The 24,908-nt window shown below is 41.2% G+C and carries 29 protein-coding genes and 2 pseudogenes; 18 read left to right on the top strand and 13 right to left on the bottom strand.

Going from position 1 to position 24,908, the window contains the following annotated elements:
* Positions 1 to 87 precede the first annotated feature (87 nt).
* The 4 genes from ACYZZR_RS10440 to ACYZZR_RS10425 all read right to left on the bottom strand — a co-directional run bounded on the left by ACYZZR_RS10440 (position 88) and on the right by ACYZZR_RS10425 (position 5,903).
* Entirely contained in the window at positions 88 to 2,571 is a 2,484-nt protein-coding gene (locus ACYZZR_RS10440) for a WG repeat-containing protein (RefSeq protein WP_461533948.1), read from the bottom strand.
* The gene (locus ACYZZR_RS10435) at positions 2,571 to 4,907 is read right to left on the bottom strand and encodes a WG repeat-containing protein (protein ID WP_461533947.1); all 2,337 of its coding nucleotides are present in this window, start codon (positions 4,905 to 4,907) and stop codon (positions 2,571 to 2,573) included. The genes ACYZZR_RS10440 and ACYZZR_RS10435 overlap by 1 nt, the downstream gene beginning before the upstream one ends.
* Positions 4,908 to 4,996: 89 nt before the next feature.
* Complete coding sequence (locus ACYZZR_RS10430; protein ID WP_461533946.1) at positions 4,997 to 5,245, bottom strand: helix-turn-helix domain-containing protein; 249 nt, start codon at positions 5,243 to 5,245, stop codon at positions 4,997 to 4,999.
* Positions 5,199 to 5,903, bottom strand: coding sequence for an AraC family transcriptional regulator N-terminal domain-containing protein (locus ACYZZR_RS10425; protein WP_461533945.1), 705 nt, complete (start codon positions 5,901 to 5,903; stop codon positions 5,199 to 5,201). The genes ACYZZR_RS10430 and ACYZZR_RS10425 overlap by 47 nt, the downstream gene beginning before the upstream one ends.
* A gap of 129 nt (positions 5,904 to 6,032) precedes the next feature.
* On the opposite strand from ACYZZR_RS10425, the gene ACYZZR_RS10420 reads away from it, so the two are divergent.
* The 17 genes and pseudogenes from ACYZZR_RS10420 to ACYZZR_RS10340 all read left to right on the top strand — a co-directional run bounded on the left by ACYZZR_RS10420 (position 6,033) and on the right by ACYZZR_RS10340 (position 17,026).
* A complete protein-coding gene (locus ACYZZR_RS10420; protein ID WP_461533944.1) occupies positions 6,033 to 6,434 on the top strand; it encodes a GlcG/HbpS family heme-binding protein in 402 nt (133 codons plus the stop codon).
* Between the two features lie 32 nt (positions 6,435 to 6,466).
* Positions 6,467 to 6,562, top strand: a pseudogene (locus ACYZZR_RS10415) (HNH endonuclease); the annotation flags it as partial.
* 109 nt (positions 6,563 to 6,671) lie between these two features.
* Positions 6,672 to 7,757, top strand: coding sequence for a Fic family protein (locus tag ACYZZR_RS10410; RefSeq protein ID WP_461533943.1), 1,086 nt, complete (start codon positions 6,672 to 6,674; stop codon positions 7,755 to 7,757).
* 3 nt (positions 7,758 to 7,760) lie between these two features.
* Entirely contained in the window at positions 7,761 to 8,087 is a 327-nt protein-coding gene (locus ACYZZR_RS10405) for a GNAT family N-acetyltransferase (RefSeq protein WP_461533942.1), read from the top strand.
* A 180-nt stretch (positions 8,088 to 8,267) separates the two neighbouring features.
* Positions 8,268 to 8,483 (top strand): hypothetical protein, encoded by a 216-nt coding sequence (locus tag ACYZZR_RS10400; protein ID WP_461533941.1) that lies wholly within the window; start codon positions 8,268 to 8,270, stop codon positions 8,481 to 8,483.
* Between the two features lie 15 nt (positions 8,484 to 8,498).
* Positions 8,499 to 9,110, top strand: a pseudogene (locus ACYZZR_RS10395) (SDR family oxidoreductase); the annotation flags it as partial.
* A 99-nt stretch (positions 9,111 to 9,209) separates the two neighbouring features.
* Positions 9,210 to 9,818 (top strand): alpha-ketoglutarate-dependent dioxygenase AlkB family protein, encoded by a 609-nt coding sequence (locus ACYZZR_RS10390; RefSeq protein ID WP_461533940.1) that lies wholly within the window; start codon positions 9,210 to 9,212, stop codon positions 9,816 to 9,818.
* Positions 9,819 to 10,062: 244 nt separating this feature from the next.
* Positions 10,063 to 10,596 (top strand): dihydrofolate reductase family protein, encoded by a 534-nt coding sequence (locus tag ACYZZR_RS10385; protein WP_461533939.1) that lies wholly within the window; start codon positions 10,063 to 10,065, stop codon positions 10,594 to 10,596.
* A gap of 191 nt (positions 10,597 to 10,787) precedes the next feature.
* Positions 10,788 to 11,135, top strand: a complete 348-nt coding sequence (locus ACYZZR_RS10380) for a DUF4180 domain-containing protein (RefSeq protein ID WP_461533938.1) — start codon at positions 10,788 to 10,790, stop codon at positions 11,133 to 11,135.
* Complete coding sequence (locus ACYZZR_RS10375) at positions 11,135 to 11,626, top strand: GNAT family N-acetyltransferase (RefSeq protein ID WP_461533937.1); 492 nt, start codon at positions 11,135 to 11,137, stop codon at positions 11,624 to 11,626. Before ACYZZR_RS10380 ends, ACYZZR_RS10375 begins: the two co-directional genes overlap by 1 nt.
* Positions 11,607 to 12,506: a hypothetical protein gene (locus ACYZZR_RS10370; protein ID WP_461533936.1), complete on the top strand. Its 900-nt coding sequence runs from the start codon at positions 11,607 to 11,609 to the stop codon at positions 12,504 to 12,506. Before ACYZZR_RS10375 ends, ACYZZR_RS10370 begins: the two co-directional genes overlap by 20 nt.
* A 145-nt stretch (positions 12,507 to 12,651) precedes the next feature.
* Positions 12,652 to 12,951 (top strand): helix-turn-helix domain-containing protein, encoded by a 300-nt coding sequence (locus ACYZZR_RS10365; RefSeq protein ID WP_461533935.1) that lies wholly within the window; start codon positions 12,652 to 12,654, stop codon positions 12,949 to 12,951.
* Positions 12,948 to 13,997, top strand: a complete 1,050-nt coding sequence (locus ACYZZR_RS10360; protein ID WP_461533934.1) for an AAA family ATPase — start codon at positions 12,948 to 12,950, stop codon at positions 13,995 to 13,997. The genes ACYZZR_RS10365 and ACYZZR_RS10360 overlap by 4 nt, the downstream gene beginning before the upstream one ends.
* A 280-nt stretch (positions 13,998 to 14,277) precedes the next feature.
* A complete protein-coding gene (locus tag ACYZZR_RS10355) occupies positions 14,278 to 15,021 on the top strand; it encodes a toprim domain-containing protein (RefSeq protein WP_461533933.1) in 744 nt (247 codons plus the stop codon).
* Positions 15,022 to 15,091: 70 nt separating this feature from the next.
* Positions 15,092 to 15,454, top strand: a complete 363-nt coding sequence (locus tag ACYZZR_RS10350; protein WP_461533932.1) for a plasmid mobilization protein — start codon at positions 15,092 to 15,094, stop codon at positions 15,452 to 15,454.
* Entirely contained in the window at positions 15,435 to 16,346 is a 912-nt protein-coding gene (locus ACYZZR_RS10345; protein ID WP_461533931.1) for a relaxase/mobilization nuclease domain-containing protein, read from the top strand. Before ACYZZR_RS10350 ends, ACYZZR_RS10345 begins: the two co-directional genes overlap by 20 nt.
* Positions 16,347 to 16,351: 5 nt before the next feature.
* Positions 16,352 to 17,026, top strand: a complete 675-nt coding sequence (locus ACYZZR_RS10340; RefSeq protein WP_461533930.1) for a hypothetical protein — start codon at positions 16,352 to 16,354, stop codon at positions 17,024 to 17,026.
* 275 nt (positions 17,027 to 17,301) lie between these two features.
* Here ACYZZR_RS10340 and ACYZZR_RS10335 read toward each other — a convergent pair whose 3' ends face one another.
* The 8 genes from ACYZZR_RS10335 to ACYZZR_RS10300 form a co-directional block, all read right to left on the bottom strand.
* The gene (locus ACYZZR_RS10335) at positions 17,302 to 17,619 is read right to left on the bottom strand and encodes a DUF3817 domain-containing protein (RefSeq protein ID WP_461533929.1); all 318 of its coding nucleotides are present in this window, start codon (positions 17,617 to 17,619) and stop codon (positions 17,302 to 17,304) included.
* 2 nt (positions 17,620 to 17,621) lie between these two features.
* A complete protein-coding gene (locus ACYZZR_RS10330; RefSeq protein ID WP_149348220.1) occupies positions 17,622 to 18,086 on the bottom strand; it encodes a hypothetical protein in 465 nt (154 codons plus the stop codon).
* Between the two features lies 1 nt (position 18,087).
* Positions 18,088 to 18,525, bottom strand: coding sequence for a DUF6010 family protein (locus ACYZZR_RS10325; RefSeq protein ID WP_461533928.1), 438 nt, complete (start codon positions 18,523 to 18,525; stop codon positions 18,088 to 18,090).
* A gap of 208 nt (positions 18,526 to 18,733) precedes the next feature.
* Positions 18,734 to 19,498 (bottom strand): type I methionyl aminopeptidase, encoded by a 765-nt coding sequence (gene map / locus ACYZZR_RS10320; protein WP_461533969.1) that lies wholly within the window; start codon positions 19,496 to 19,498, stop codon positions 18,734 to 18,736.
* A 76-nt stretch (positions 19,499 to 19,574) separates the two neighbouring features.
* Positions 19,575 to 20,165, bottom strand: a complete 591-nt coding sequence (locus ACYZZR_RS10315) for a TetR/AcrR family transcriptional regulator (protein ID WP_461533927.1) — start codon at positions 20,163 to 20,165, stop codon at positions 19,575 to 19,577.
* A gap of 468 nt (positions 20,166 to 20,633) precedes the next feature.
* The gene (locus ACYZZR_RS10310; protein WP_461533926.1) at positions 20,634 to 21,512 is read right to left on the bottom strand and encodes a helix-turn-helix domain-containing protein; all 879 of its coding nucleotides are present in this window, start codon (positions 21,510 to 21,512) and stop codon (positions 20,634 to 20,636) included.
* A complete protein-coding gene (locus tag ACYZZR_RS10305) occupies positions 21,467 to 22,366 on the bottom strand; it encodes an SDR family NAD(P)-dependent oxidoreductase (RefSeq protein WP_461533925.1) in 900 nt (299 codons plus the stop codon). Before ACYZZR_RS10305 ends, ACYZZR_RS10310 begins: the two co-directional genes overlap by 46 nt.
* 377 nt (positions 22,367 to 22,743) lie before the next feature.
* Positions 22,744 to 23,652: an NAD(P)/FAD-dependent oxidoreductase gene (locus tag ACYZZR_RS10300; protein ID WP_461533968.1), complete on the bottom strand. Its 909-nt coding sequence runs from the start codon at positions 23,650 to 23,652 to the stop codon at positions 22,744 to 22,746.
* A 198-nt stretch (positions 23,653 to 23,850) separates the two neighbouring features.
* Between ACYZZR_RS10300 and ACYZZR_RS10295 the strand changes: the two genes are divergently transcribed.
* Positions 23,851 to 24,225, top strand: coding sequence for a Fur family transcriptional regulator (locus tag ACYZZR_RS10295; protein WP_461533924.1), 375 nt, complete (start codon positions 23,851 to 23,853; stop codon positions 24,223 to 24,225).
* A gap of 325 nt (positions 24,226 to 24,550) precedes the next feature.
* On the opposite strand, the gene ACYZZR_RS10290 is transcribed toward ACYZZR_RS10295, so the two are convergent.
* Positions 24,551 to 24,908 (bottom strand): hypothetical protein (locus ACYZZR_RS10290; RefSeq protein WP_461533923.1); only part of this gene is annotated, 358 nt, incomplete at its 5' end.

Genomic DNA, 24,908 nt, shown 5'->3' with positions numbered 1-24,908 from the left:
ACGGTTTGGATATATGTCTACCGTCACTCTAAGAGGGTCTTATTGGTGCCATGCCTGATAACGTACTAATGTTATTAGCGCTAGCTACTACCACAGGCCGGTATTCACTGTCCAGGGGGCATCACCTACACCTTCCACCGAAAGTACGGTGCCATCTTCTTTATAATACCGCCATTCATCGTTCTTATAGCCCAATATGGGAAACGTTATGCCGTTTTCCGAACCGTATCGGTCGAGTAATAGGTTGTCAAATTCCACGGGTAGGAGCAATTGTCCTTCACTGTTAGCAATACCAAATTTTCCTCGCTTTCGCAGCAGTAGGTATTGCCCATTGTTGAAGGGTTCCACGGCATCGTACTCAGACGGCAGCACCACATTACCGGTGGTGTCGGACAGGCCGACCATTAGTTGACCTGTTTCCATATCGACCTTCCGGATTATGAGGTGATCACCCATAAAGTAGTTCATATCCATCAGGTAGGAATGCGGACTGGGATATACCTGGTCTGTTATCGGTTTTCCATCTTCACCGATAAACTCGTAAGCCATATAGCCTGTTTGGCTACGCCAATCGGAAGCGAGGAAAGCTTTAATCCCTACCGTTATATTTCGCTCCTCAAAAGACAGTGCCTCGGCATATAAGGGTTTCTTTAACCATTGGCCGGTAGCGTCGATAAGTCCGTATTTACCGTCAGCGATTACCCATGCCCGTCCGTTGGGTGAAAACTTGCTCAGCCAAGCGAGTCCATCGGCATTGGTATTACCGTAGGGGTAGGTGAATTTTAGGTCGCTCACCGACCGTTGTTCAACGGGATGGTAAAGCTGTCCGGTCCGTTCGTCGGTTGATATAATTACAAGAGGCGAGTTTTGGAATGCGGCTGCATAAGGGGTTGGCAGTTCAATTATTCTTCCGTTGTGTGCGTTCACTACCTGGGCATTCTTACCGTTTGCATCTTTGTTGAACAGCACATATCCATCTGTCATTTTCCCGTAGCTACTGTAGGTTGCAGGCAATAGCTCAGTTCCCTCCGATGTGTACACTCCGTATTGGTAGTCGCCCGAGGTATTGTCAGTCACGGCGAGGAAGAGCTTGCTACCTTCCGACAAGGGGCGTATGTCGCTGAATCGGACAGGTATAACTTCTTTTTTAAGCTGGGTATCGTACACTCCCCAAATGTCGTTACGCCCCACACGGAGGTAGCGTAGCGATGTAGTGTCCAGTGTGTTCCAATGAGTGTAAGCCAGTGGTAACAATTCATTCCCATCGAAGTCAAAAACAGCTTTCTCTCCTTGGTATTCCCCAACAATGAGGTCATTTTTCCGATTGTCCCCTAATGAATGGAGATTTAATTCGTGGAATTCTGTCGGTATTTCCACGCCTGTTTCCACGAAGTATAGACCATACAGGGCTTTCTGTTGGGTCTTGAAGATGGTTAGTCCTTTGCTTCCGGACGAATAGAAGTAGTCGTTGATGTGTGTGATACCGGTATAGTTTGGCGCCAGCAGTTTCCGTCCGTCGCGATCATACAAGCCATATTGTCCATTGCGCGACAAGGCAAAGTAATCGTCGTATATACGGGCGTCGTCCCATTCGGGTTGGTTCACGAGTCCGCGACCCGATGCATAGATACCCTTTTTTCCATCTTTTTCCACAATGGCGTACGGACCGTAGTAACCTTGAAAACTGTTGGCGTTGGGTAGGGTAATAGCGTCGTAAACCGGAGGCAAAATTTCCTTAGCCAGCGTATCAATCAAGCTGTATTTGCCGTCTGTGGACACTACTAATTCACTGTAGCCTATGATTTGCAGCCGTTCATTGCCCTGTGCCATAAACTCCTTTCCGGTAGGGATGTGAACCACCACCGATTTATCGTTTTTGGTAAAAGCGGTCACCCATACGTCGCTGCGCATACCACCCCAGTGGCTGTGGTCATAGGTAAAGGGAACTAGCACCTGATTGTCGAAACTGATGACGCCCCATTTGCCGTTTTGCTGCGCATAGATATAGTCAGACTTCCGACCGCATCCGCCGCAGTAGTCGAAGCCATCGTAAGTAGCAGGAATGCTTAACTGCTTGCTTTCGCGGTCGTAAACTCCCCATTTCCCGTCGTTTTTCACATCGAAGTACCGTCCATTCAGGTAGCCTACTTCGTCAAAGTAGGGGAGCAGTTCGCCGCTAGGACTGGTAAATGTCTGTTTACCTGCTTTGGTTACCTTCCAACAGTTATCATCAAAAGTTTCAATCTTCTGGTATACGGGCTCCAGTATCCAGGTTCCATCTTGGCGGCGCAGTCCTTTCAATCCATCCTTTATCACGATGAAGGCAGCGGTATCATTGCTCGATCCCCAGTTTAGCCATTTCCAGCGCACCTCGGAGTCTTCGTACTCATCAAATTCGCGCTGACCGTTCTGGTTGATGTAATAGCTTTTGTCGCCCACGGTAACCGGTGCCAGTCCGTCGCTGCCGAAACGTAATGCCTGTCCTTCCGGCTTCTGGCTGTATGCGGCAGTAGTCAAAAAGAGTGCGCAGCAAAAGAGTGTGAAAAGCCTGTTGTAATATGTTGTTATCATTAATAACCCAATTTAGTTTTTCCGATAATGTGGAACGCTTGTCCTTGTGGTGTGGGATCGATATAGGTCCATTGCTCACCTTGCCGTACCAGTGCCGGGAAATATCCGGCGTACGAATTGTTGAGTCGTATCTCGTCATACATAGGCGCTACCCATATCGTACCATCTGATGCTGCAAATCCCTTTTTACCTTGTCTCTCGATGATAAAGAAGTCGCCGTACGATTTAATGTTGTCGTATTCCAATGGGATAACCGGCTGTCCGTAATCATCCACTATTCCTTTTTTTCCATTAAGTTCCACAACGAGCAGTGTATCCTGTTTTTGATGATTGATGCTTTCAATCTGGTCGTATTGTGCTTCTATTCGGACGGTACCGCTGCGGTCGATTAGTCCGTATTTGTCCTCCTCGTTGGCCACGCGGAGGAAGTCGGAGCCGAAGAGTCTGTTGATATCGGTGTATACGACGGGGAGTACCATACGCCCCGTTGTGTCGATGATGCCCACCCGTTCGGTACCGCCAGTCATTTTACCGGCAATTGCCAAACCGTTGTAGAAGTCACCCACATAGACCATATCGGTAAATCGATGTTCCACGCCCGACCGGTCGATAAAGAGGTTGTTTTCTGCTGTTACCTTCAACAGACCGTTGTCGAATTGCCGCTGGTAATAGCTGAAAGTGAGTGAGTCTGGAATCAGTAAATTGTAAAAGTCGGATGCTTCAAAATTCCAGTCCTTATTGCTATATATCTGCTTTCCCTGCCGGTCGAATACGGTCGAAATCCAGCGTCCTTTGGAATTCTCCTTAACCACATACCGGTCGGTATCTGCGGCATCTACAAAGAGGTATTCCGTTGGCTCTAGTAGTTGCGTTCCATCACTGTTGAAGTATGCCGACACAGTGGGTTCCCCCGTATTGTGTATAGAGGCTTTAATGAATGCGCCCCGTTGCCACTCTAACTGGTGGTATTTAGGTTTTAAGAGCCATTCTTTCTTTTTTAGATTATAAAGTCCGGCAAGCTCCCCATCGGGTAGGGCTATCAAGGGGAGGTCCGACGGCATTCCCTGTACAGAAGGGCCAAAGCCATAAGCAGGTTGCCGGTAGGTGAACGGTATGAGTTCGTTTCCATGTTGGTCGAAGATGCCGTACAGGCTGTCTTTTACGGCTTGGACAAAGGAGATGCCGCCGGCATTGCCTACCGATATCTGGTCGTAATCTGTGGGTAGCAACACTTGTCCTTCTGTATTCAGTAGTCCCTGTTTTCCGCCTTGCTTAACCCCTATAAATAAGGGATTGCGGTCGTTGTGGCCATGTGTGTTACCCTCAGTGTCAATCAACTGGACCTCATCGTATTTGCAGGGGGTTACTGTGGTGCCGTCGGCGGCTACTACACCAGCCAGCCCATGCTGTGAAACCACATACAGCTTGCCCAGCCATGTAGAGGTTTTTTCGTATGTCGGTGGTATGATGGTTTCCCCAGTTGCGCTAATCCATCCCCATAGACCGTCTTTTTCCACCCCGAGCAAGGGGCCATGGCTCCGAACGAAGTCGTAAGGTACTTCAGCGATGGGACGGCCGGATGTGTTGAATAAGGTGGAGTTTGATGCGTTTTGAGCCACAATAAGCGTGTCGTCCAATACGATTTGTATTCCAATATCGTCGTAAATGGGCGCAATCAACTTCTGCAGGCCGTTAGCCGCAAATAAGCCCGATTTGCCATTGGATACGGCTTTGATGGGCCCCTCGAGCTCGTAGGCTTTTTGAAACCCATCGTAGATAAAGGGGAGCACGGTACTGCCATCTTTTAGCGAAAGGAGTCCCCATTTGCCCGACTTCATCGCGGCTATGACCTGTTCGTTGACGTGGCCGAATTTTTCGTAAATAGGCTCGGCCACCACCATGCCTGTAGTGTCTATGGCTCCCAATTTCCCATTGAGCTGCACGATGGCCAAAAAGTAAGTATATGCCCGTTCAGCTCCACTCTTTCCGTTGTCGCCGTATTGGGAATAAATGCCGTCGTATTGGAAGTCGGCTATCACATCTCCCTTCCGATTGATGGCGCCATAAGCACCGTTTTTGACGGCAACGGCGATGGGGGCACCATGCTGTATGAATTTGTCGACCATAATACGCCCCGATCGGTGTAGGTATTGTCTTTTGTCGTTCAGGTGAATTTCGGCAAAATCACTGTCGAAAGGGGCTAAAGCATCGGCGAGTATCGGTTTTTTATCAGACTGGTATGCTTGTGCATAGCCGGGCGAAAGAGCGCTTAGCAGCAACGCCAACGGAGCTTTTAGCAGTAATAAACGGAAGTGTATTGGTAAAATCTTGTACATACGACAAAAATAGTAGTTTGCCGGTATTGTCCAAATCCCTGATTTCTGGGGTTTTTTGGAATGTACTAGAAAGGAGTTTGAGAATTAAATTAATAACTAAATTTCTTGATATATTCCCCCGGAACGCAATTGTTATTTAATTTAAACTGTTTGGTGAAATAGCTCACAGAAGAAAATCCGCTCATAAAGGCAACGTCAGAGATATTGAGGTCCGGATTTAGCAGTAGGTTGCGAGCCAGTTTCATACGCTGCTGCAATATGTATTCGCCGGGAGATTGCTTGCAATAGGTTTCAAACAGTCGATAGATAGTGCTTTTGCTGCAATTGCCAATTTGCATCAAAGTATCGATGGAAATAGGAGAGGACAGATTTTTTTTTGATGTATTGCTTGATTAGAAAAAGTTTGTGGTTAACGCTAACGGGATTATACTCTTTAATATGTTCGTTTTGAACGTCGATTATACGCATTAAAAAGGATTTGAGTAGCAAATCATTCAAAGCTAAACTCTGTTGTTTGGAATTTATTAATTGCAGCAGTTCATTGAAAGCTCTCACCAGGGGTGGGTTATTGTTAAAATGGCAGTACAGCAAATTTAGTGACCATTCGTTTCCATTGCTTTTCGGGTAGGTCTCATTAAAATACTTTAGCAGCTCATCTATTACCTTATGCGGGATGAGTACAGTGGCACATTGAACCGGATTTCTATCGTCAGCATCTGGGAAATTGGCGTAAATAGATTGTCCTTCGGGTAGAATAAGTGAAGTTCCCGGCAAAAATTCAAAATCTTTTTCGTGCTGCTTATGAATGATCTTTTTCCCGCGAATCATGCCTGAAATGGATAATCCGTCATACTTGATTTCAACTTGGGTGGAAGATTGAAAGGTTTCAAAAATGTTTATCTCAAAATTACCGCAATCAAACCGGCTCCTATTTTCAAGACCTTTTCGCAAATATTTTGGAGTTTGTATAGATAATAGATCGATAGTGTGAGCCATATTTTACTGTTTTCTGTCTCGTAAAGTTAAGAAATACAATGAAACGATATTTATATTTATTGAAACAATTATTATAATTAGAAAGTACCTTAATAGATAATTTTACCCTGAATTAAAAATATTATAATTATGAGTAATATCACATTAGCACAGGCACGCAAGGCAATCGATGCCGCGATTCAGAAATCAAATGATTTAGGGGTGAAAATGAATATAGCGGTAGTTGATGCGGGAACCAATTTGGTTGCGTTCAACAAGATGGATGATGCCTGGTTGGGGTCTATCGACATCGCTCAAAAGAAAGCCAGAACAGCGAGGTATTTTAATATGGATACAGGAGCTATTGGTCAACTCTCTCAACCGGGTGGATCATTGTATAATATTGAACATTCAAACGGCGGACTGATCACCTTTCCGGGAGGAGTTGTAATCAAAGACGGTGAGGGTAATATAATTGGCGCTATCGGCGTAAGCGGCAGTACCGTAGAAGATGATCACGAAGTAGCCTCAGCAGGAGCTACTGCCGTTTAATGCCCTAATGCCCCGTCACTAAAAACGAAGCCGACCACATTACACCTTGGTACGAAGGCGGAAAAACTTCGACTGACAACTGCCAAATGTTGTGCAAATTAGATAATCGAAGAAAATCCGGAAAATAAGCTAAAAACGAACGAGAGTAAATTTTACCCTTATGAATACAACAAGGGTAATTTTTTTATATTTTTACCCTTGTATTAGGGGCAAGAGTATAACTTACGCTTGAACGAAATGAGCAAATTTGACAAAAACATACCGTACAACGACCTGCCTTTGTTGCCGCCAAACGCAGATATAGAAACGAAAAAGATATTGCGGAAAACAATTTCGGCAGGCAGAGCATTGGCTCAACTGAACGGAACTTTGAAAAATTTACCTAACCCTACTTTGTTTTTAGACACAATTTATTTACAAGAAGCAAAAGCTAGTTCGGAAGTAGAAAATATCATCACAACCAATGATGAACTTTATAAATCGTTGGTTGCCGACAAAAAAGTGGAAAATTCAGCGACCAAAGAAGTGTTGAGTTACAAAGAAGCACTTTGGTTAGGTTTGGAACAATTAAAAGAAAAGCCATTTATTACCACCAATCTTTGCATTAGCATTGTACAATGCATTAAGCAAAATACCGCTTCAATTCGGGTTACACCAGGAACAACCTTAAGAAATACAAAAAGCGAAGTAATTTACACGCCACCAAGTGGCGAAGCAGTTATTCGTGAAAAATTGACGAATTTGGAAAAATTCATCAATGAAGATAATACGATTGACCCATTGATAAAAATGGCGTTAATGCACTATCAATTTGAAGCAATCCACCCTTTTGCAGACGGAAACGGAAGAACAGGACGAATTTTACTTTTGCTATATCTCAAACTTTCGGGCTTGCTTGATACACCAGCTATTTATTTGAGCGAATATATCATCAAAAAAAAAGCAGATTATTACAAAAATTTGCGTAACGTAAGCGAAAAAAACGATTGGGAAAGCTATATTTTGTATATGCTAGATATGATTGAAGAAACTGCAAACAGAGGATTGGGACGTTTGGATAAAATTACAACAGCCATAGACAACACCGCAGAGGATATAAAAACGAAATTGCCAAAAATCTATTCCAAAGATTTAGTTGAAATTTTGTTTCGTTTGCCCTATACCAAACGCCAACATTTGATTGATGAAAACTTCGGGAATCCAAAAACAGTAGGGAATTACTTAATGACATTAGAAGAATACGGATTTTTAAAATCGGTAAAAGTAGGTAAGGAGAAATTGTATTTAAATGAGAGGTTATTGAATATTTTAGAGGGAAAATAAACAATGATTAAAAATTCAAATCCTGACATACAAAAAACATCATTAGCATTAGCGCCAGTTGCAGTACTAAAAAAATATCAAGGAAAAGGAATTGGAGGAAAACTAATTGAGGAAGCCCATCGGAAAGCAAAGGAATTGGGGTTTGATTCTGTGATTTTATTAGGACACGAAAAATATTATCCAAAGTTTGGGTACGAAATGACAAAAAATTACGGAATTAAATTGCCTTTTGAAGTTCCTGATGAAAACTGTATGTTAATAAAGCTAACTGAAAATGCTTTAAAAGACATCACAGGAATAGTGGAATATCCAAAAGAGTTTTACGAATAAAGAACAACCACTAACAAGGTATTGCCAAAAGCTGGACTGAACACTTTCGATTGAGCATTTATACAAAATTCAACTTTCGTTATTCGATTGAACTTTTGTGCTAAAAATCCTCTTCTTCGGCAATACTCAAACCGTTGCCAGTCATACTATTCGACAATTGCCTAAAAATGACTAAAAGGAATGAAATTAAAAAAAGATATAATCATATTAGTTGGTGCAGGACAACTGGGAATGGCAATAACCAGAAGAATGGCTTATGGCAACAGAATATTCGTCTGCGATTGGAAAATTGATAATGCGGAAGTCATAAGCAAAATTTTAACTGAGGCTGGATTTGATGCTATACCGTATAAAGTAGATATTTCATCCAAAAATTCAATTCTTGAATTAATTTAAGCTGCGCAAAAAGAGGGCGAAATATCAATGCTTATTAATGCAGCGGGTGTGTCACCAAGTCAGGCATCAATTGAACAAATCTTAAGAGTTGACTTATATGGAACTGCAGTTTTGTTGGAAGAATTTGGTAAAGTCATCAAAAAAGTTGGAGCTGGAGTGACTATTTCAAGTCAATCAGGATATCGAATGCCTGCATTAACAGCCGATGAGGACCGACTTTTGGCAACAACGCCTACCGAAGAATTATTGCAATTACAAATTCTTATACCCGAAAATATTAAAGACACTTTACACGCATACCAAATAGCAAAGCGTAGCAACGGAAAACGAGTAATGGCAGAAGCCGTAAAATGGGGTGAACGTGGAGCAAGAATAAATTGCATTTCGCCAGGAATTATTGTAACACCTTTGGCTTTAGATGAATTTAATGAAATAAGGGGCGATTTTTACAAAAATATGTTTGCAAAAAGCCCTGCTGGTCGACCTGGAATTGCAGACGAAGTCGCGAACGTTGCCGAATTATTGTTGAGTGAAAAAGGTGCTTTCATCACGGGTTCAGATTTTTTGATTGATGGTGGAGCAACTGTTTCCTATTTTTATGGACCATTACAACCAGACAAAAATTAGACAATAAAAAACGACTTACAACATATGAAAAAAGAACTACCGCCAACACGCGAACCGTTAGCAAAAATTGTATGAAAGCAAAATATCAAAAATGGAAGAATGGATTTATTTGAGAACAGCATAGACAAAACAAAAAATTGGTTGCCAAAAGACGGAACGGTAAACTATTACGGTAAATTATTCAATCAGAAAGAAGCTGACAATTATTTTGAAAAATTGCTTAACACTATTGAATGGCGAAATGATGAAGCGATTATTTTCGGAAAGAAAATCATTACCAAACGAAAAGTAGCGTGGTATGGTGAAAAACCTTTTGAATACACTTATTCCAATACCACAAAATTTGCTTTGCCGTGGATAAAAGAATTATTGGAACTCAAAACGGTAATAGAAAAAGAAACTGGCGAAACCTTTAATTCGTGTTTGCTGAATTTGTATCACAGCGGAGAAGAAGGAATGGCGTGGCATAGTGACGGAGAAACAGACTTGAAGAAAAACGGTGCAATCGGCTCACTGACTTTTGGTGCAGAACGAAAATTTTCGTTCAAACATAAGCTGACAGGCGAAAAAATTGAATTGATTTTAGAAAACGGTAGTTTGTTGGTTATGAAAGATACAACACAAACATTTTGGCTACATCGTCTTCCTCCAACCAAACGCGTAACAAAACCAAGAGTAAACCTAACTTTTAGGACGATTATTCACTAAACCGATCTAACGAAATACAAAGAGCAGCCACCAACAACGGTTTTGCAAGAGAGCGGGTTAAGTGCTTTGTTTGTAACTTTGTATAGCTATACTTGAATGTGGCTATTACGACCATTCACATCTTGCCAACGAAATCAAACGAATTACAGGCCTTCCTCCATCATCGTTTTAATTTGTCGCATTTTTACAAAGTACAACTCGTTGTCGAAAAGTAACTTTGCCGAAACTTTAAACTTAAAAACAGATGCGAAAAATATCACTTTTCATAGCAATGAGTTTAGATGGTTACATTGCAAAACCTAATGACGACCTAAGTTTCTTAAAAATCGTTGAAAAAGAAGGCGAAGACTATGGTTATAAAGAATTCACAGATACAGTTGACACATTAATTATTGGTAGAAAAACCTATGATTATGTGCTTAAAGAAATTGGCTCGTCACATTACGACAACGGACAACGTGATGTTTATGTAATTACTAGAACTGAAAGACCACAAGTAGGTAGAACGATTTTTTACACGGGGAACATAACCGATTTAGTCACACAGCTAAAATCTGAAAAGGGGAAAAACATTTATTGTGACGGTGGTGCAGAAGTAATAAATGAACTATTGAAACACGATTTAATAGACGAGTTAATAATTTCAGTAATACCGATTTTAGTTGGTAACGGAACAAGACTTTTTAAAGATGGACGACCAGAGCAAACCCTTGAACTTGTAACAACAAAAGCGTTTGACACAGGATTGATACAACTGTATTATACGCAAAAAAAATAAACAACGAACCGCTAACAAGGGTTTGGCGTCGGGCGGGTCGAACGGGAACGTTCGACCATTTTTCGTATATTTGAGCTTTGTCGCTCGCTCGAAATTTTCTGCTGAAAATCCCGCCCGAACGCCAAGCCCCGAACCCCGAACCGTTATGTCTCAGGTAACAAACGACCGTAAACCGACAGTAATCAGACGAAATGAAAATTGAAACTCACAATATCAACGACAAAAAAATAGCCGAAATAATTACGGACGAAATAATTTTAAGTGCTACCGAAGATGGATTAGACTTATTGGGTAATCTTTACTATCAAGGATTTGACAAAATCATTATTCACGAAAAGAACATTACCCCCGAATTTTTTGACTTAAAAACTAAAATTGCGGGAGATATACTTCAAAAGTTTACACAATATCAAATGCCTTTGACTATTGTTGGGGATTTTTCAAAGTTTAACAGTAAAAGTTTAAATGACTTCATTTTTGAAAGTAACAAAGGTAAACAAGTCAATTTTGTTGGCTCTCAATGGGAAGCAATATTTTAATGAAGCAAGAACAATTAATAGTTAGACAAGGACAACTTGACGATTTACCAGAACTTCAAAAATTGTTCGTAGACACTGTAACGACAATTTGCAATGCTGACTACGACCAGCAACAAATTGAAGTTTGGACTTCGGGCATTGACAACAAACAGCGTTGGGAGGACATTGTAACAAAACAATTTAGTTTAGTTGCTCAACAGGACAACAAAATTGTTGGTTTTGCAACGCTTGACAATGGAAATTACATCGACCTTTTTTACGTTCACAAAGACCACCAACGACAAGGCATTGCAGGTAAACTTTACGCAGACATTGAAACCGAAGCAAGACGATTAAAACAAACGACATTGACTTCTGACGTAAGCAAAACCGCAAGACTGTTTTTTGAAAGTAATGGCTTCAAAATTTTGACAGAGCAAATTGTAAGCAAAAAGGGAATAGATTTAATAAACTATAAAATGACAAAAACACTTGGCTGCCCAAACATATAATATCATATTGGCAATAGACAGGCTGAACGGCTTCATATCAACGGAAGTGCAAAATTTAACTTTCTTTCTTTGTATCAGCGTCAGTGCTAAAAATCCCGCCCATCACCAATACGCGGCACGTTATATGATATGCTTTCCAAACAAAAAACAAAGAAGGAGACAAAGTATTTTAATTTTACTCGCTACAATATTCGTTCAACTATCTTTTGGACAAAGTGCAGAAGAATTAAACTTACAAAAATCGGATAAGCATTTCGTCAATAAAATTACAGTACTTCACCCAGAAAGGTTTATTGACTTTTACGAACATCATCTGGAATATTATTTCAGCACTGGCACTGGTGAAGATAGAAAGGAAGTGAAGTTTTTAAAAAAGGTCGTTTCCATCTGTGAAGATGAAATCGAGGAATTCAAGTCCAAAGCAAAAAAGAGCAGGTCTTATATATGGGACGATAAGAAAAAGTATACCGAACATATCGAGAAAGTTGAAAGTTTTATCGATAGATTGAAAGAGCGTGACCAATGGGGCATCATCCTGTCCGAAAATGAACTCATAGAAAAGCTAAGAAAAGAAATCAAAACCCTAAAGACGGAACTTAACGAATGTAGGACACCTAAGGATAGAAAGATAACCGTCAGAGAAGAAGATGAAGAAACATTGATCGATATTTTCATCCAGCTAAGGGATATTGAGATCAAGCCGAGGGACAAGATGCTCACCACTCAATCGGAACTGACTTGGGCAAGGATGATCTGCAACAATTTTTGTTTGAGCGGGGACTATTCGGAAATCAATTTTGAAAACACCAAAAAATACTTCTACGGAAACAGGACAAGGCATATTACCAACAGAAAATTCACGATAGTAGCCACCAAATAACACCCCCTTTGTGTGGTAAAAACGGCAAACAGATTTATGTTTGCCGTTTTTTTTATTTCCCATAGCTGTTCTTTGCCCATGTTAACTCACTCGGAGAAAGTGGCCACGACTTCGACATTATTAAATTGATAAACATGAGCAAAGTATGATTTTACTTGACCAAAAAGCCCTCAAAGACTGCATCAAGGATGCCGTAAGGGAGGAACTGCACCTTTTTATTACAGACGTCAAAAAGACGGCCGACAATCCACAGAAACCACAGACAGCAAAACTGTTGACCAAAAAGGAAATGGCAGACGAACTGGATATTTCACTTGTGAGCCTGACCGAATGGATGAAACAAGGGCGTATTCCATACAGACGTATGGGAAAGCGCATTTACTTCAACAAAGAAGACGTTATGGCATCCATGACGAACTTCAACCATAGAAGGGGAGGTAAATGATGATGCCGTTCAAGCAGGAGACCGTTGAAGCGTTCGACCGTTCACTGGTCAGGATTACAGATAAATTTTTAGAGCCACCCATCATGATAAAGATATGCAGTTCGGATTCCGTCATCGGAACACTTGGAAATTTCAGTGCCTCTACGGGAAAGGCAAAGAGCAGAAAGACATTCAACATCATTTCGTTAATCGCATCGGCATTGAGCGGAAAACAGATATTACAGTACAGGGTGGACGTGCCACGCAACCGCCCCATGGTGCTGTACTGCGATACCGAGCAAGGGAAATACCATTGCCACAGGCTTCTTTCAAGAGTGTATAAACTTATAGGCTATCCAACGACCGAAGTCCACGAGAACCTGAATTTTATCGCTCTGCGGGAGTACCCTACCAAAGAGCGTATCAATATTATCGAATATGCCCTGTCCAAATATACAGGCAAGATCGGACTGGTCGTCATTGACGGCATCCGTGACCTTGTCTTTGACATCAACAATGCCACCGAAGCCACTGAAATAACGGGCAAGCTCATGAAATGGTCACAGGAACTCAATGTACATATCCACGTTGTCCTGCACCTCAACAAAGGCGATGACAATACACGGGGGCATCTGGGAACGGAAATCAACAACAAGGCAGAAACTGTCCTACAGATAAGCAAAAACGATCTGGACGCAAATTACAGCATCGTATCGCCGAAGTTTATCCGTGACATCGAATTTGAGCCGTTCGCATTCTATATCGAGGACGGTTTGCCCCGACTGGAAGAGAATCTGGAAATGGCAATCCCCAAAGCAAGGAAAGGCTTCGATTATCAGGAACTGTCTGCCGATAATCACCGAGAGGTGTTACAGGCGTTGTTCACTGACGGAGAAATAACGTGTAGTTATGGCGACTTCGTGAGCAAGCTACAGGAGGGGTATTTATCACATGGGTTCAATTTCGGAACGAACAAGGCAAAACAGCTAAAGACGTTCCTTGAAAACAAAAGGATGATTGTCAAGAACGACAAGACCTATCGGTTCAACCCCGAATTTTATTACTGAAAAACAGGTTTAGTTTAGTCTGCCCCTATATATAGATAGACTAAACTAAACCTCTCTAAAAATCACGAGTATGACATGTGAAGAATTAAAGCGAATACCGCTCATATCCATATTACAGCATTTACAGATTCTGTGTGCCAAGATGAACAGCAGGGAAGCATGGTTCAAGAACCCCTTTAACGGAGGGGATGAACGGACGGCATCGACAAAGGTGGACGTACACCGAAATATATGGTACTCCCATTCCGAGGGTATCGGTGGGAACAACATTGATTTCCTGATGAAGTTCTTAGGCACGTCCGAACTCGCTAAAGTCTTGGAGTGGGCTGATGAAAGAAAAAATACCCTTTCTTTTCAACAGCAGACCGTTCTGGACAGTCGGCACGTCGTACAGACAGAAAAAGATACAGGCTACACCATACTGTCCGTAAAACCGCTTGAAAACAAAGCATTGCTCGGCTACCTGTCCAATGAGCGCAGGATCGACCCCGATATTGCAAGGGCTTTCTGCAAGGAAATCTACTACCGGACGGCAAACGGGCAGACGTATTTTGCCGTATGCTCTGCCAATGATTCGGGAGGGTTTGAACTGCGCAACCCCTATGACAAACGGTCGTTAATGACAAAGGACATCACCACCGTAGACAACGGAAGCGACAGGGTTATGCTGTTCGAGGGGTTTATGGACTGGCTCTCTTTTTTGACACTAAGGAAGATTGCAGCTCGACCGTTTCCAAGTACGGATTATTGCATTCTGAACACCACCGCCCACCTGAAAAGGTCATTCCCGTTTTTGGAACGGCACAAAACTATCGTCAGCTATCTGGACACGGACGGGTCGGGAACAAAGGCTTACAGGGAATTGGAAATCCGCTTTGGAAAAACCCACGGTCTCAAAAACGGAATACGGGAGCTACAGCGCAGGAACAGTATGATAAAAGACGTGAATGATTATCTGGTGCATGGTCTATCCGACACCAAAATCGAAAATCGCCCTACTGGCAGAAAACTATCGAATAGGTAGGGAGCAAGGTTGTGTTTTGGTGACCCCAAAACCTATTGGCTCCCGATGGTCACAGCTAAAAAAGAACATCATGAAAGACAGAAAGAACAAAGGCGGTAGACCCGCACTGGAAAATAAAAAACGGTTTAGGATCAATGTCCGTTTCGATGAAACGGAACATAAAAAGGTTTTGCAGAATGCAGAAACTGCAGGGATGAGCAAATCGGAATGGGTACGCAAGAGTGCGATCCTGCGCAGGATCGTGCCGAGGTTTACACAAGAACAGATCAAAGCGTTAAGGGTAATCACGGGGGCATCGAACAACCTCAACAGGTTGACAAAGAAAGCCCACCAGACAGGATTGCTTGACGTGGCAACTGAGTGCCGGAATACGATCAGCCACATCAACCATTGTATCGATAAACTACTGCGCCATGATAGCGAAGGTAATTGAGGGGAAATCATTCGGCGGATGTGTGGGGTATGTGCTGAAAAAAGACAGTGAGATCATCCACGCGGACGGACTGCGGACGGATTCGGCCAAGACCATTGCACAGGATTTCAATTTTCAGCGGATGCTGAACCCCAGATTGGGCAATGCAGTCGGGCATATTGTTCTCTCATGGAATACCGATGACAAGAACATGCTGAATAATGACATCATGGTATCATCAGCCAAGCGGTATCTCTCCAAAATGGGGATCAGGGATACCCAGTGTCTGATGGTTCGCCATTTCGACCGTCAGCACGACCACATCCATATCATTTACAACCGTGTGAACGATTATGGCAAAACCATTTCAAACAGCAATCAGCGGTATAAGAGTTTTAAAGCCTGTAAGGAATTGAATGTCCTGTATGGCTTCAAACAGTCCGAGAGGAAGCAGAATGTAAACCGGGGTAGGCTCAAAGGTAACGACAGGACGAGATACCAGATTTACGACACCGTAAAGTCGGGCATCCGTAACAGCAGGAACTGGAAGGAGCTGCAAAACTATATCCGCTACAGAGGTGTGGAAATGCAGTTTAAATACAGGTCGGGTACGAATGAGGTTCAGGGCATTTCATTCAGCAAAGACGGACAGGTTTTTCGGGGATCGGCTATCGACAGATCATTAAGCTTTGGACAGATCGACAGGGCATTGAATGGAATCGATAACGGAATGGAGCAGGATCGACAACATCAACAGCCGGAAAACGATATATGGACGGAAAGATCTACAGACAATAGTATAGGTGAAACCATCGGTTACATAGCATCAGCTCTGTTCCCGATCCCTGAAATTACACCGGAGCAGGAAGACCCCTTTATCAAAAAGCGAAAAAAAAGTAAATTAAAACGTTAGAAATTATGCAGACAGAACTGGAAAACATCAAACAGCAGGTAGATTCCCTACAGGAGAACACAGACCTCATTACGCAGGATATTGTACGTATCATGCCGACCATTGTATCCCTGCTCTCGGCAAATGAAAAAGCGATGCAGGAATTTCACGACATGCGTGTAAAGGAACAGGAACATCTAACCCAGATAAAAGCCTTTATCAAACAGGAACACGACATCTTATCCAAGATTATCAAGGACTACGGCTCTCTGGAAGATGTAGCAAATAGGAGTTCTGAAACTACACGCAAACACCTTTCAATATTGATTAAAAAGGAAAATGAAATAGTCGCCAAAGTATCACAGATACCCGACAGCGTGAAGATAAGACACGTTTACGGCGTTGACCTTAAATCCTCGCCTGTAATTATTATCATGATATTATCTTTGGTGGTAATCTCTTTGGGATTAGGATTGCTGTTGGAAAAAAATAGGCAAATCGGGAACAAAACATCCTATGAAATGCGTTATCGGATGATAGCTTTAGATTTACCAGAGGTTGCTTCACATATCGATTCCGCATACTCTCTAAATTCTGATAAATTCCATAATCTGGTGATTAAGAGAGAAGAGGAAAACAAACTATTATACAGCATAGATAGGAGGCGAGAAGAAATCAAAAAGCTAAAAGAGGTTGAATAACGGTTTAGCGGCTTGGCGTAGTGGAGGCTTTTCAGTACAATACTTGATACGAAGCACATAGCTCAAATTTAGTGCAATTTTTTTATACTAAGAACGTCCGCCCCCCAATACGCCAAACCGCCGTTGAGAGGAAATCCCTCCGGGCTTCCCTCTCAACGGATCAGGCGCTTGCCGGAGTACAGCCCTTCGGGACTGTCCTCTAACACGCGCTTGGAGCAATGCTCCAGCACGTGCGCCAAGCGCCTGATCCGTTACCTGCTGCCCTTTTCTGTCGGTTAAAATTCATCTGTGGGTATTTTGCGAAGAATTTTGTAGTCAATAGATAATGTGCCGAATGGGATAAAACAGGCAAGAAGAACTTTCCAAGTTGTTTCTTTGAATTTCCATCGTTGTTCTACACCAACACGCAAAGCGTTAAACACAAATAACAAAAACAATGCGCCGTGAATTGGTCCAAGATTTTTTGACAGCGTTTGGTAGCCGAAATAATGCTTTAAGGGAACGGCTATAAAAACTAAAACAAGTAACGAAATGCCCTCTAAGAAAGCTAATAATCGTAAACGTCCGACTGTTGTTGTGAAATACTTTTTCATAATTAAAATGTTCTGAAATTAGGTCTGCTCGACAATGGTGAAAATGACCAAGGAATGGCAATGAAAATGATGATCAATGCAATAGAAAACCAAACGAACGTGGTCTTAAATTTTTCTTTGTCTGTTGGTTGTCGTTTTGCCAATGCAGAACCGATTGTCAATACTACAATGGCGGTCAGCATTAAGAAAATGTGTATTATGCCATAGAAAGTTAAGTCCAAATTCTGTAAACCGGTTTCGGTTTTTCTCCAAAAGTAATTTACAATCGGGCTTTGCGTGTAAAGGATGATGCCAATCATTAACTGAATATGGGCAATGGTTGCGGTCCAGTGGCGAAAAGCATTGTCCGTTTTGGAAAAAGTTTTGTTATGGATGTAACCAACAAATGCTCTGTAAATAGAATACAGCAAAAAGGCAAGAACAAGCCAGCGAATTAAAGAGTGAAAGACTAATAAAGTTGAATACATTTTATGCCGTAATTGTTTTTTGTTTTCTGAATACGCCCCAAATGGTAGGTGCACCAAAGAAAAACCAAATGGCTAAAACTGCGTCGCACACGGCACATCCGGCAGACGACAATGGTGCAAAGTGAATGATGGGATCACCGTATAGATGATGCATAATGTCCCAGCCTGTATGCATCAGCCAACCAATACCTATGAAATAGTAGTGCTTGAGGGCTTTGAAAGCAATAAATAGCATGGCGGCACCAAATACATATTCCCAGATGCCTAATCCACCGCTCCAGTAAACTCCGCCTGCACCGGCAATGATGATGGCGTTGATCTTTTGTCGGGATGGTTCTTTTACAAACGACATGATGATGATAAATACGAAACCAATCAGCACCGCAGCTATTGCATTGATGATTGTAAATTCCGGAATGGTGTGATGATGTGTATGCATATTTCTTGTTTTTATGTTTGAATACAAAGATAAAAAAAACATACTAATTAGTATGTTTTTTGAAGAAAAAAAAATGATTTCAAACTGTCTAAATAGATTTTAAGTTGCTTTAAATAAGAAAGTAAACAGAAGAACGAGCAAAAGTTCAACTATAAACGCAATCGTCAGAATAACTGGTAGCGTTTTTTTGAATTATGGGGTATGTGTATTAATTCCAAATTCCATTCATTTCAGTTAGAATCATCGGTTTACCGTCTGTAACGACGATGGTATGTTCGTGTTGCGCCATAAAACCACCTTTGTTGCCAACCATTGTCCAACCATCATTTAACTCTGTTGCATACGTAGAAGTTGTGGTAATAAAAGTTTCTATGGCAACCACTGAATTTTTTCTAAACCGTCTTTGGTCAAAGCGGTTTTTATAGTTCATTATTTCATCGGGCTGTTCGTGTAAACTCCTTCCGATACCGTGACCACCCAAATTTTTAACGACCCTGAATCCTCTTTTTTTGGCTTCGGTTTCCACGATGTGCCCAACTTCAGAAATTTTCATTCCTCCTTTAACGCTGTTAATGGCTTTGTGTAAAATTTCTTTGGATGCATCCACTAATTTTTGATGTTTGAAGATGTCTTCTCCAAGTACAAATGAACCACCATTGTCCGACCAAAAGCCGTCAAGTTCAGCCGAAACGTCAATGTTAACCAAATCGCCCTCTTTTAAAGTTCTCTTCTCAGACGGAATGCCATGGCAAAACTCATTGTTTACACTTATACAAGTCCAACCTGGAAAACCATAAGTCAAATAAGGTGCGGATTTTGCACCGAAATCCGAAAGTATTTTCGCACCGAAGTCGTCTAATTGCTTTGTAGTGATACCGGGTCTTGCATAGTTCCGCATTTCTTTAAGCGTGTAAGCAACTGCTTCGCTTACTTTTTGCATTCCGATTAATTCTTCGTGTTTTGTTATGGACATTTTTATTTCAATTGTTTTATTAGTAATTGCCAAAAACACAAAAAATACTATTTAGTATGTTTCTGATCGATAAAAATTATTTCAAACTATCTAAATAGATTTTAAGTTGCTTTAAATAAGAAACATAAACTTTCTTGCTGTTCTCTAATTTTCCCAAATTCCGAATACCCCAATAGCCCGACATGACGAAGATGGTTACCTGTTTGGCATTTACGTCCTTACGGATCGTGTCGCTTTTCTTGCCTCTTTCGATGGTAGCGGTTATTGCATTTGTCCATTCTTGGGTCAATTCATTCAGAGCCTTGTTAAATTCCAAATTCCAAGGGGTCATTTCTTGCGTGAAATTGGAAGCGGGACAACCATACTCAACTTTTAAAAATTCATTTTTCATTAAAAGGTTGTCCATTAGGTTGTAAATGGCTTCCAGCGGATTTTTTTCGTTTTGTAGCGGCTCAATAAAACTGCTTGCAAGTATCGGTTTTAGGATTTCGTTTATGATGGAAAGTCCCATTTCATCTTTAGTTTTGAAATGGTAGTAAAAAGCCCCTTTGGTAACTTTTGTTGTGGCGATGATATCGTCAATGCTTGTCGTTTGGTAACCCTTAACGTAAATCAGTTCAAACGCCTTCTGTAAAATCATCAACCGTGTTGCTTCCGCCTTTTTCATAAAAGATACTGCTTAGTATTTATGCAAAGGAACGAAAAAATGTTGGGTTGTTAGCTGTAATCTTTTGAATTGTCGTCCTGCAGTTCATAAAGTCCGTAATACAATGAATTACTTTGTCCCGAAACAGTCGTAAAATAGAAGTGCCAAAGTTTAAATTTTGTCTCGATGTCAAATTGAAAGTTGTCACGGGGACAGTCATTCAATGTCTAATTTTACTCTCGTCAATGGTTGCACTGTCGGTTCACAGGATTGCAAGTAACGGCTGGCGGTATGAAACGTTGGGGATTTCGGAGCTGCGAACCTATCAACCGATAAAAACCTTGCCAGCGAGCGATGCGCTTGGCATACCACTTAAAACCCAATGTTTTATGACCGCGTGTTAGTGGCAAGTGGCCTTTGTCGTCCTTTGTCTGCCGTATCTAATAGTGTGTCTGTTGAAAAAATAAAAAAGATGGATAGTAAAAATTTTTATCTCCTCTTTGTAAGTTCTGTCGGTGCATAGCCAAATTGCTTTTTAAATGCATAGGAAAAATGAGACAGACTTTCAAATCCCAGTTCTAAATATAGGGAAGATGGCTTTTTATTGTGTTTTTCAATTTGATAGTATGCTTCTTCCAATCGTTTCATTTGCAACCATTGTCGAGGAGGAACACCGAAAATTTTTTGAAAATCACGCTTAAAACCGGCAAGACTCCTACTTGTTAATTTTGCGAAACTCTCAATCGGTACGTTGAATTTGTAATTTGACAACATAAATTTTTCCAAATCAATCTTATGCGGTTCTGAAAAGTCGAAAAGGAAATTTTTAAGCTCCGGTTTTATAAGCAATAAAAGCTGAACGGCTTCTTTCACTTTTGTCGTGCTTAATTGCGTGTAGACATTTTTAAGGTTTTGTGTATATGGAATTAAGGAATTGAAGAAACCCTTCAAAAAATCATTTTCAGGAATAAGTATATTGGATTGTCCGTGGTACTTTTCGGCAGTGTCCATCTGATTTTCAAAGGCAAAATTTCTTAAAATATCCTCATTAAGTGTTAAAAGGATGGCTTTTTGGCTTTCTTTGTCTATCGGGGTTTTCGTAACTTTTACAAATTGGTGTTTACGCACTAATAAGATATCACCCGATTTTATAACCATTTTTTCGATATTCGTCTCAAGGGTTAGTTGCCCCGATATTTGCATCGCCAAAACGCTTTCTGAGAGAAAACGGTCTGATTCCTTTTTCTTTTCGGCACCGATAGTAAAAACAAATGCGTCGTATGGTATCTTTTTTGAATGATTTTCCATAATAATTCCATTATTTACTCCTGTTCCGGCAAGTTTACCATTGCAGCACTCTCTTTCCATAATAAATCCATTACATCATTGTTTTGGGCAAGTTGAGAAGGATCGGGAAAAGTAAGTTTCCCTCTTACCAATGATGCGTACATTTTATCTGTTGGCGGCACAACCTTACCCAATACAAGTGCTGCCAGGGTTTCGCCCGCACGTTCCGGCCTACCTACAAATAAGAAAGGTATAAATATACTGACTACAGATAATAAGGGGCGTATGAAAACTGTGGTCAATCCTTTCATAAATGCCGATTGCTTACCCATTAAAGAAGTACCACCTGTTAACCCGGGGTTAAATGCAATCACCAGGATATCTCTTTTGTCTTTTGAACTTATAGCTGAGAGTGAACGTGCAGTAAGAAGATTGCAGAGTTTTGTTGCGGCATAATACCGCATACCTTTCGGACTGTTTTCATTGGGATACGCCAACTCCTGCGGGTCCAAGGACTTCGGTCCAAACGGAACAATTGCAGGGTCGTGCGTGTCGCTTGTCGTGATGACGATTCGCCCGCCCTTTGCCATAATCGGCCATAACAATCTTGCTAACAAATAATGTGCAAGGTGATTCGTAGCAAATGTCAACTGAAACCCCTCTTCGCTACGTTGTGTATTATCCGTTGCCCGAATAGCTGCATTCAGAATCAATACATCAATTTTGGTGCTTCCCAGTCGCCGTTTTATGTTGTCTGCAAAAGAACGAACACTTTTTAAAGAAGAAAGATCGAGCGGAAGAACGTCTGTTCCCTCAGGCACAATACGTCCGCTTCCACGTGCACCCACATAAACTTTTGCGTCAGGTAATTTCACAAAGTGTTTTAAGGCTTCTGCGCCAATGCCTGAAGTAGCCCCCGTCATGATAATAACCATAGTTGACTTATTTAAAATTATTCTGATGCAAAAGTATGCAACAATTGTCGGGCAAATTTTCTTGTATGGCTCAAAATTCTTTCTTGTACGGCTCAGTTTGAAAAATGGGTGGTGGTGGGTTGGGTCTTTTGTCTTTCAAAATTTTTACTGCGCAGCGTTTTTTTATTTTTTCTCGTGTTGTTTGGTTGAGTGTCTGCCTGTCGATTGGGTGTTGTCCTGCCATTACCACTAACGGATCAGGGCTTTGTGAAGTGGCGGATTATTAGCACTAATTTTTAATCGAAGCACCGACTTCAAAATTAGCAAAAAAGTTTCAATCGAAGCCGTTACCCCGCCATTTCACAAAACCCTTGTTGGCGGGATGTGGTATTCTTCCGTTAAAATTCTTCTTCTGTAAGTGCGTTGTTTGTCATCGAACCTGCAACGTTTCCTGTGGATACAGCATAAGCTACCGAACGCATTAGACTTGCGTTGTCGCCACAAGCAAAAATACCATTTACAGTTGTTTTTTGGAACATATCTACTTTTATGTGTCCTTGTTCTGTAAGCTCACAACCCAACGTTTCGGGAATTTTGCAATGCTGTTCAGATGCAGGTCGTGAATAGATTGCTTTAAGGTCAAAAGTTGAATTGTCTTTGAAAACGATTTGTTGAATATTGCCGTTTTTGTGATTGAGATAAGCAATTTCTTTTTCGATTATTGGAATATTGTGTTTGGCAAATTTGCCTTTTTGTTCGGGTGTAAATTCGGCTTTTCCATTGGTAAAAATGGTCAGGTCTTTTGTAAGGTTTCTGACTAACTGTGCATAGTGATAGGCAAAGTTTCCGTTGGCTAAAATTCCTGTTTTTTCATTTTTCACTTCGTAACCGTGACAATACGGACAATGAATTACCGAAATACCCCAACATTCAGAAAAACCTTTGATGTTGGGCATTGTGTCTTTTACGCCTGTTGCAAAAACGAGTTTTTTAGCTGTAAATTCTTCGCCTGTTTTTGTTGTGATACTAAAACCGTTTTCGGTTTTCTTTCCGCTAACAGCAAGGTCATTGTGAAATTTTACGGTTTCATATTTCAAAACTTGTGTTTTGGCTTTTTCTGCTATCTCACTTGGTTTTACTCCGTCTTGCGTAATGAAGTTGTGCGAATGTGGTGTTTGTCGGTTGCAAGGCAAACCGCTGTCAATGATTAAAACATTTCGCAATGCTCGTCCCAATGCCATTGCTGATGAAAGTCCTGCGTAACTTCCACCAATGATGATTACGTCAAAATTTTTATTGTCTGTCATACGATTGAATTTTGTAAATGCTGTTAATGGAGAAGGCAATGCCAATGCGGTTAAGGCAAGTCCGCCTTGTTTTATGATTTCTCGTCTTGTCATTATCTATTTTTGGGCAAAGATAAGAAGATTTTTATTATTGCGACAATGTCGCAATAATTTAATGCGAATAATTTGCATTAAATTTGCAAAAGAAAAAGAGTAGAGATGAAACGTAGAAATACACCGTCAAAAGAAGCTGTTTTAGATTTATTGGTGAATACAGGAAAAGCGATGAGCCGTGATGCTATCGAACAAAAATTAGATTTAGAAATTGACAGAGCTACTATTTACAGAGTTTTAAACCGTTTTTGTGAAGACGGAATGGTACACAAAATTGTAGCCGAAGACGGAAAACAATATTTTGCCGTATGTATCAAATGTGATGAAAAAGCAATGCCTGTTAATCATTTTCATTTTCGCTGTACCAAATGTGAAACGATTGAATGTCTTCCCGAAGCTGTTCATTTTTCCGTGCCGAATGGTTACAATGTAGAAAATATAAATTGTGTTCTTACGGGAATTTGTAAGGACTGTTCGTAAATCTGTTCTTTGTCAGCCGAAAATTTGAATTTAGCACGGTCGTTTTACCATTACCGCCAACGGATCAGGCGCTTGGCGCACGTGCTGGAGCATTGCTCCAAGCGCGTGTTAGAGGACAGTCCCGAAGGGCTGTACTCCGGCAAGCGCCTGATCCGTTGAGAGGGAAGCCCGGAGGGATTTCCTCTCAACGTTCAAGTATAAGCGTAGTGCGGGATTTCGGAGCAATTTACTGTCCGCCCACCATAAAGTTTCTTAGGCGCAAAAATACTCAATTTTAGCCATACAGCCCGCATTACGCTTATACAATGTTGGCAACTGGCTTTTTTCAAAACGCAATAAGATATGTCTGCATAGATTTTAGGAGTGTCCCCTTAAAGCCTTTAAACTTATACACATTACAAAATGCAAATTTTAAATCATCTGATGTAACCACAGTTCCGTTTGCAGAAGCTTCGTTTACATGGGTTATAAAGGCATATATGACAAGTTCATTCACATAACACAACGGGCTATCCAATATTCTTTTTTCAAATTCCTCCTTCTTGGTAATTGTATGGTTCCCAACAATTTCCCAATGGATATTGTCTGTGATGGTTTCTATTACAAAGTTGCTATCGCTATTGGCTAAAGCAATGTGAAACTGTTTTAGAAATTCCTTCCTTGGGGCATTACCGCAATCTGCT

It is taken from the genome of Sinomicrobium sp. (assembly GCA_029266035.1).
Taxonomy (GTDB): domain Bacteria; phylum Bacteroidota; class Bacteroidia; order Flavobacteriales; family Flavobacteriaceae; genus Sinomicrobium.
This window is presented reverse-complemented; position numbering and strand designations above follow the sequence as displayed.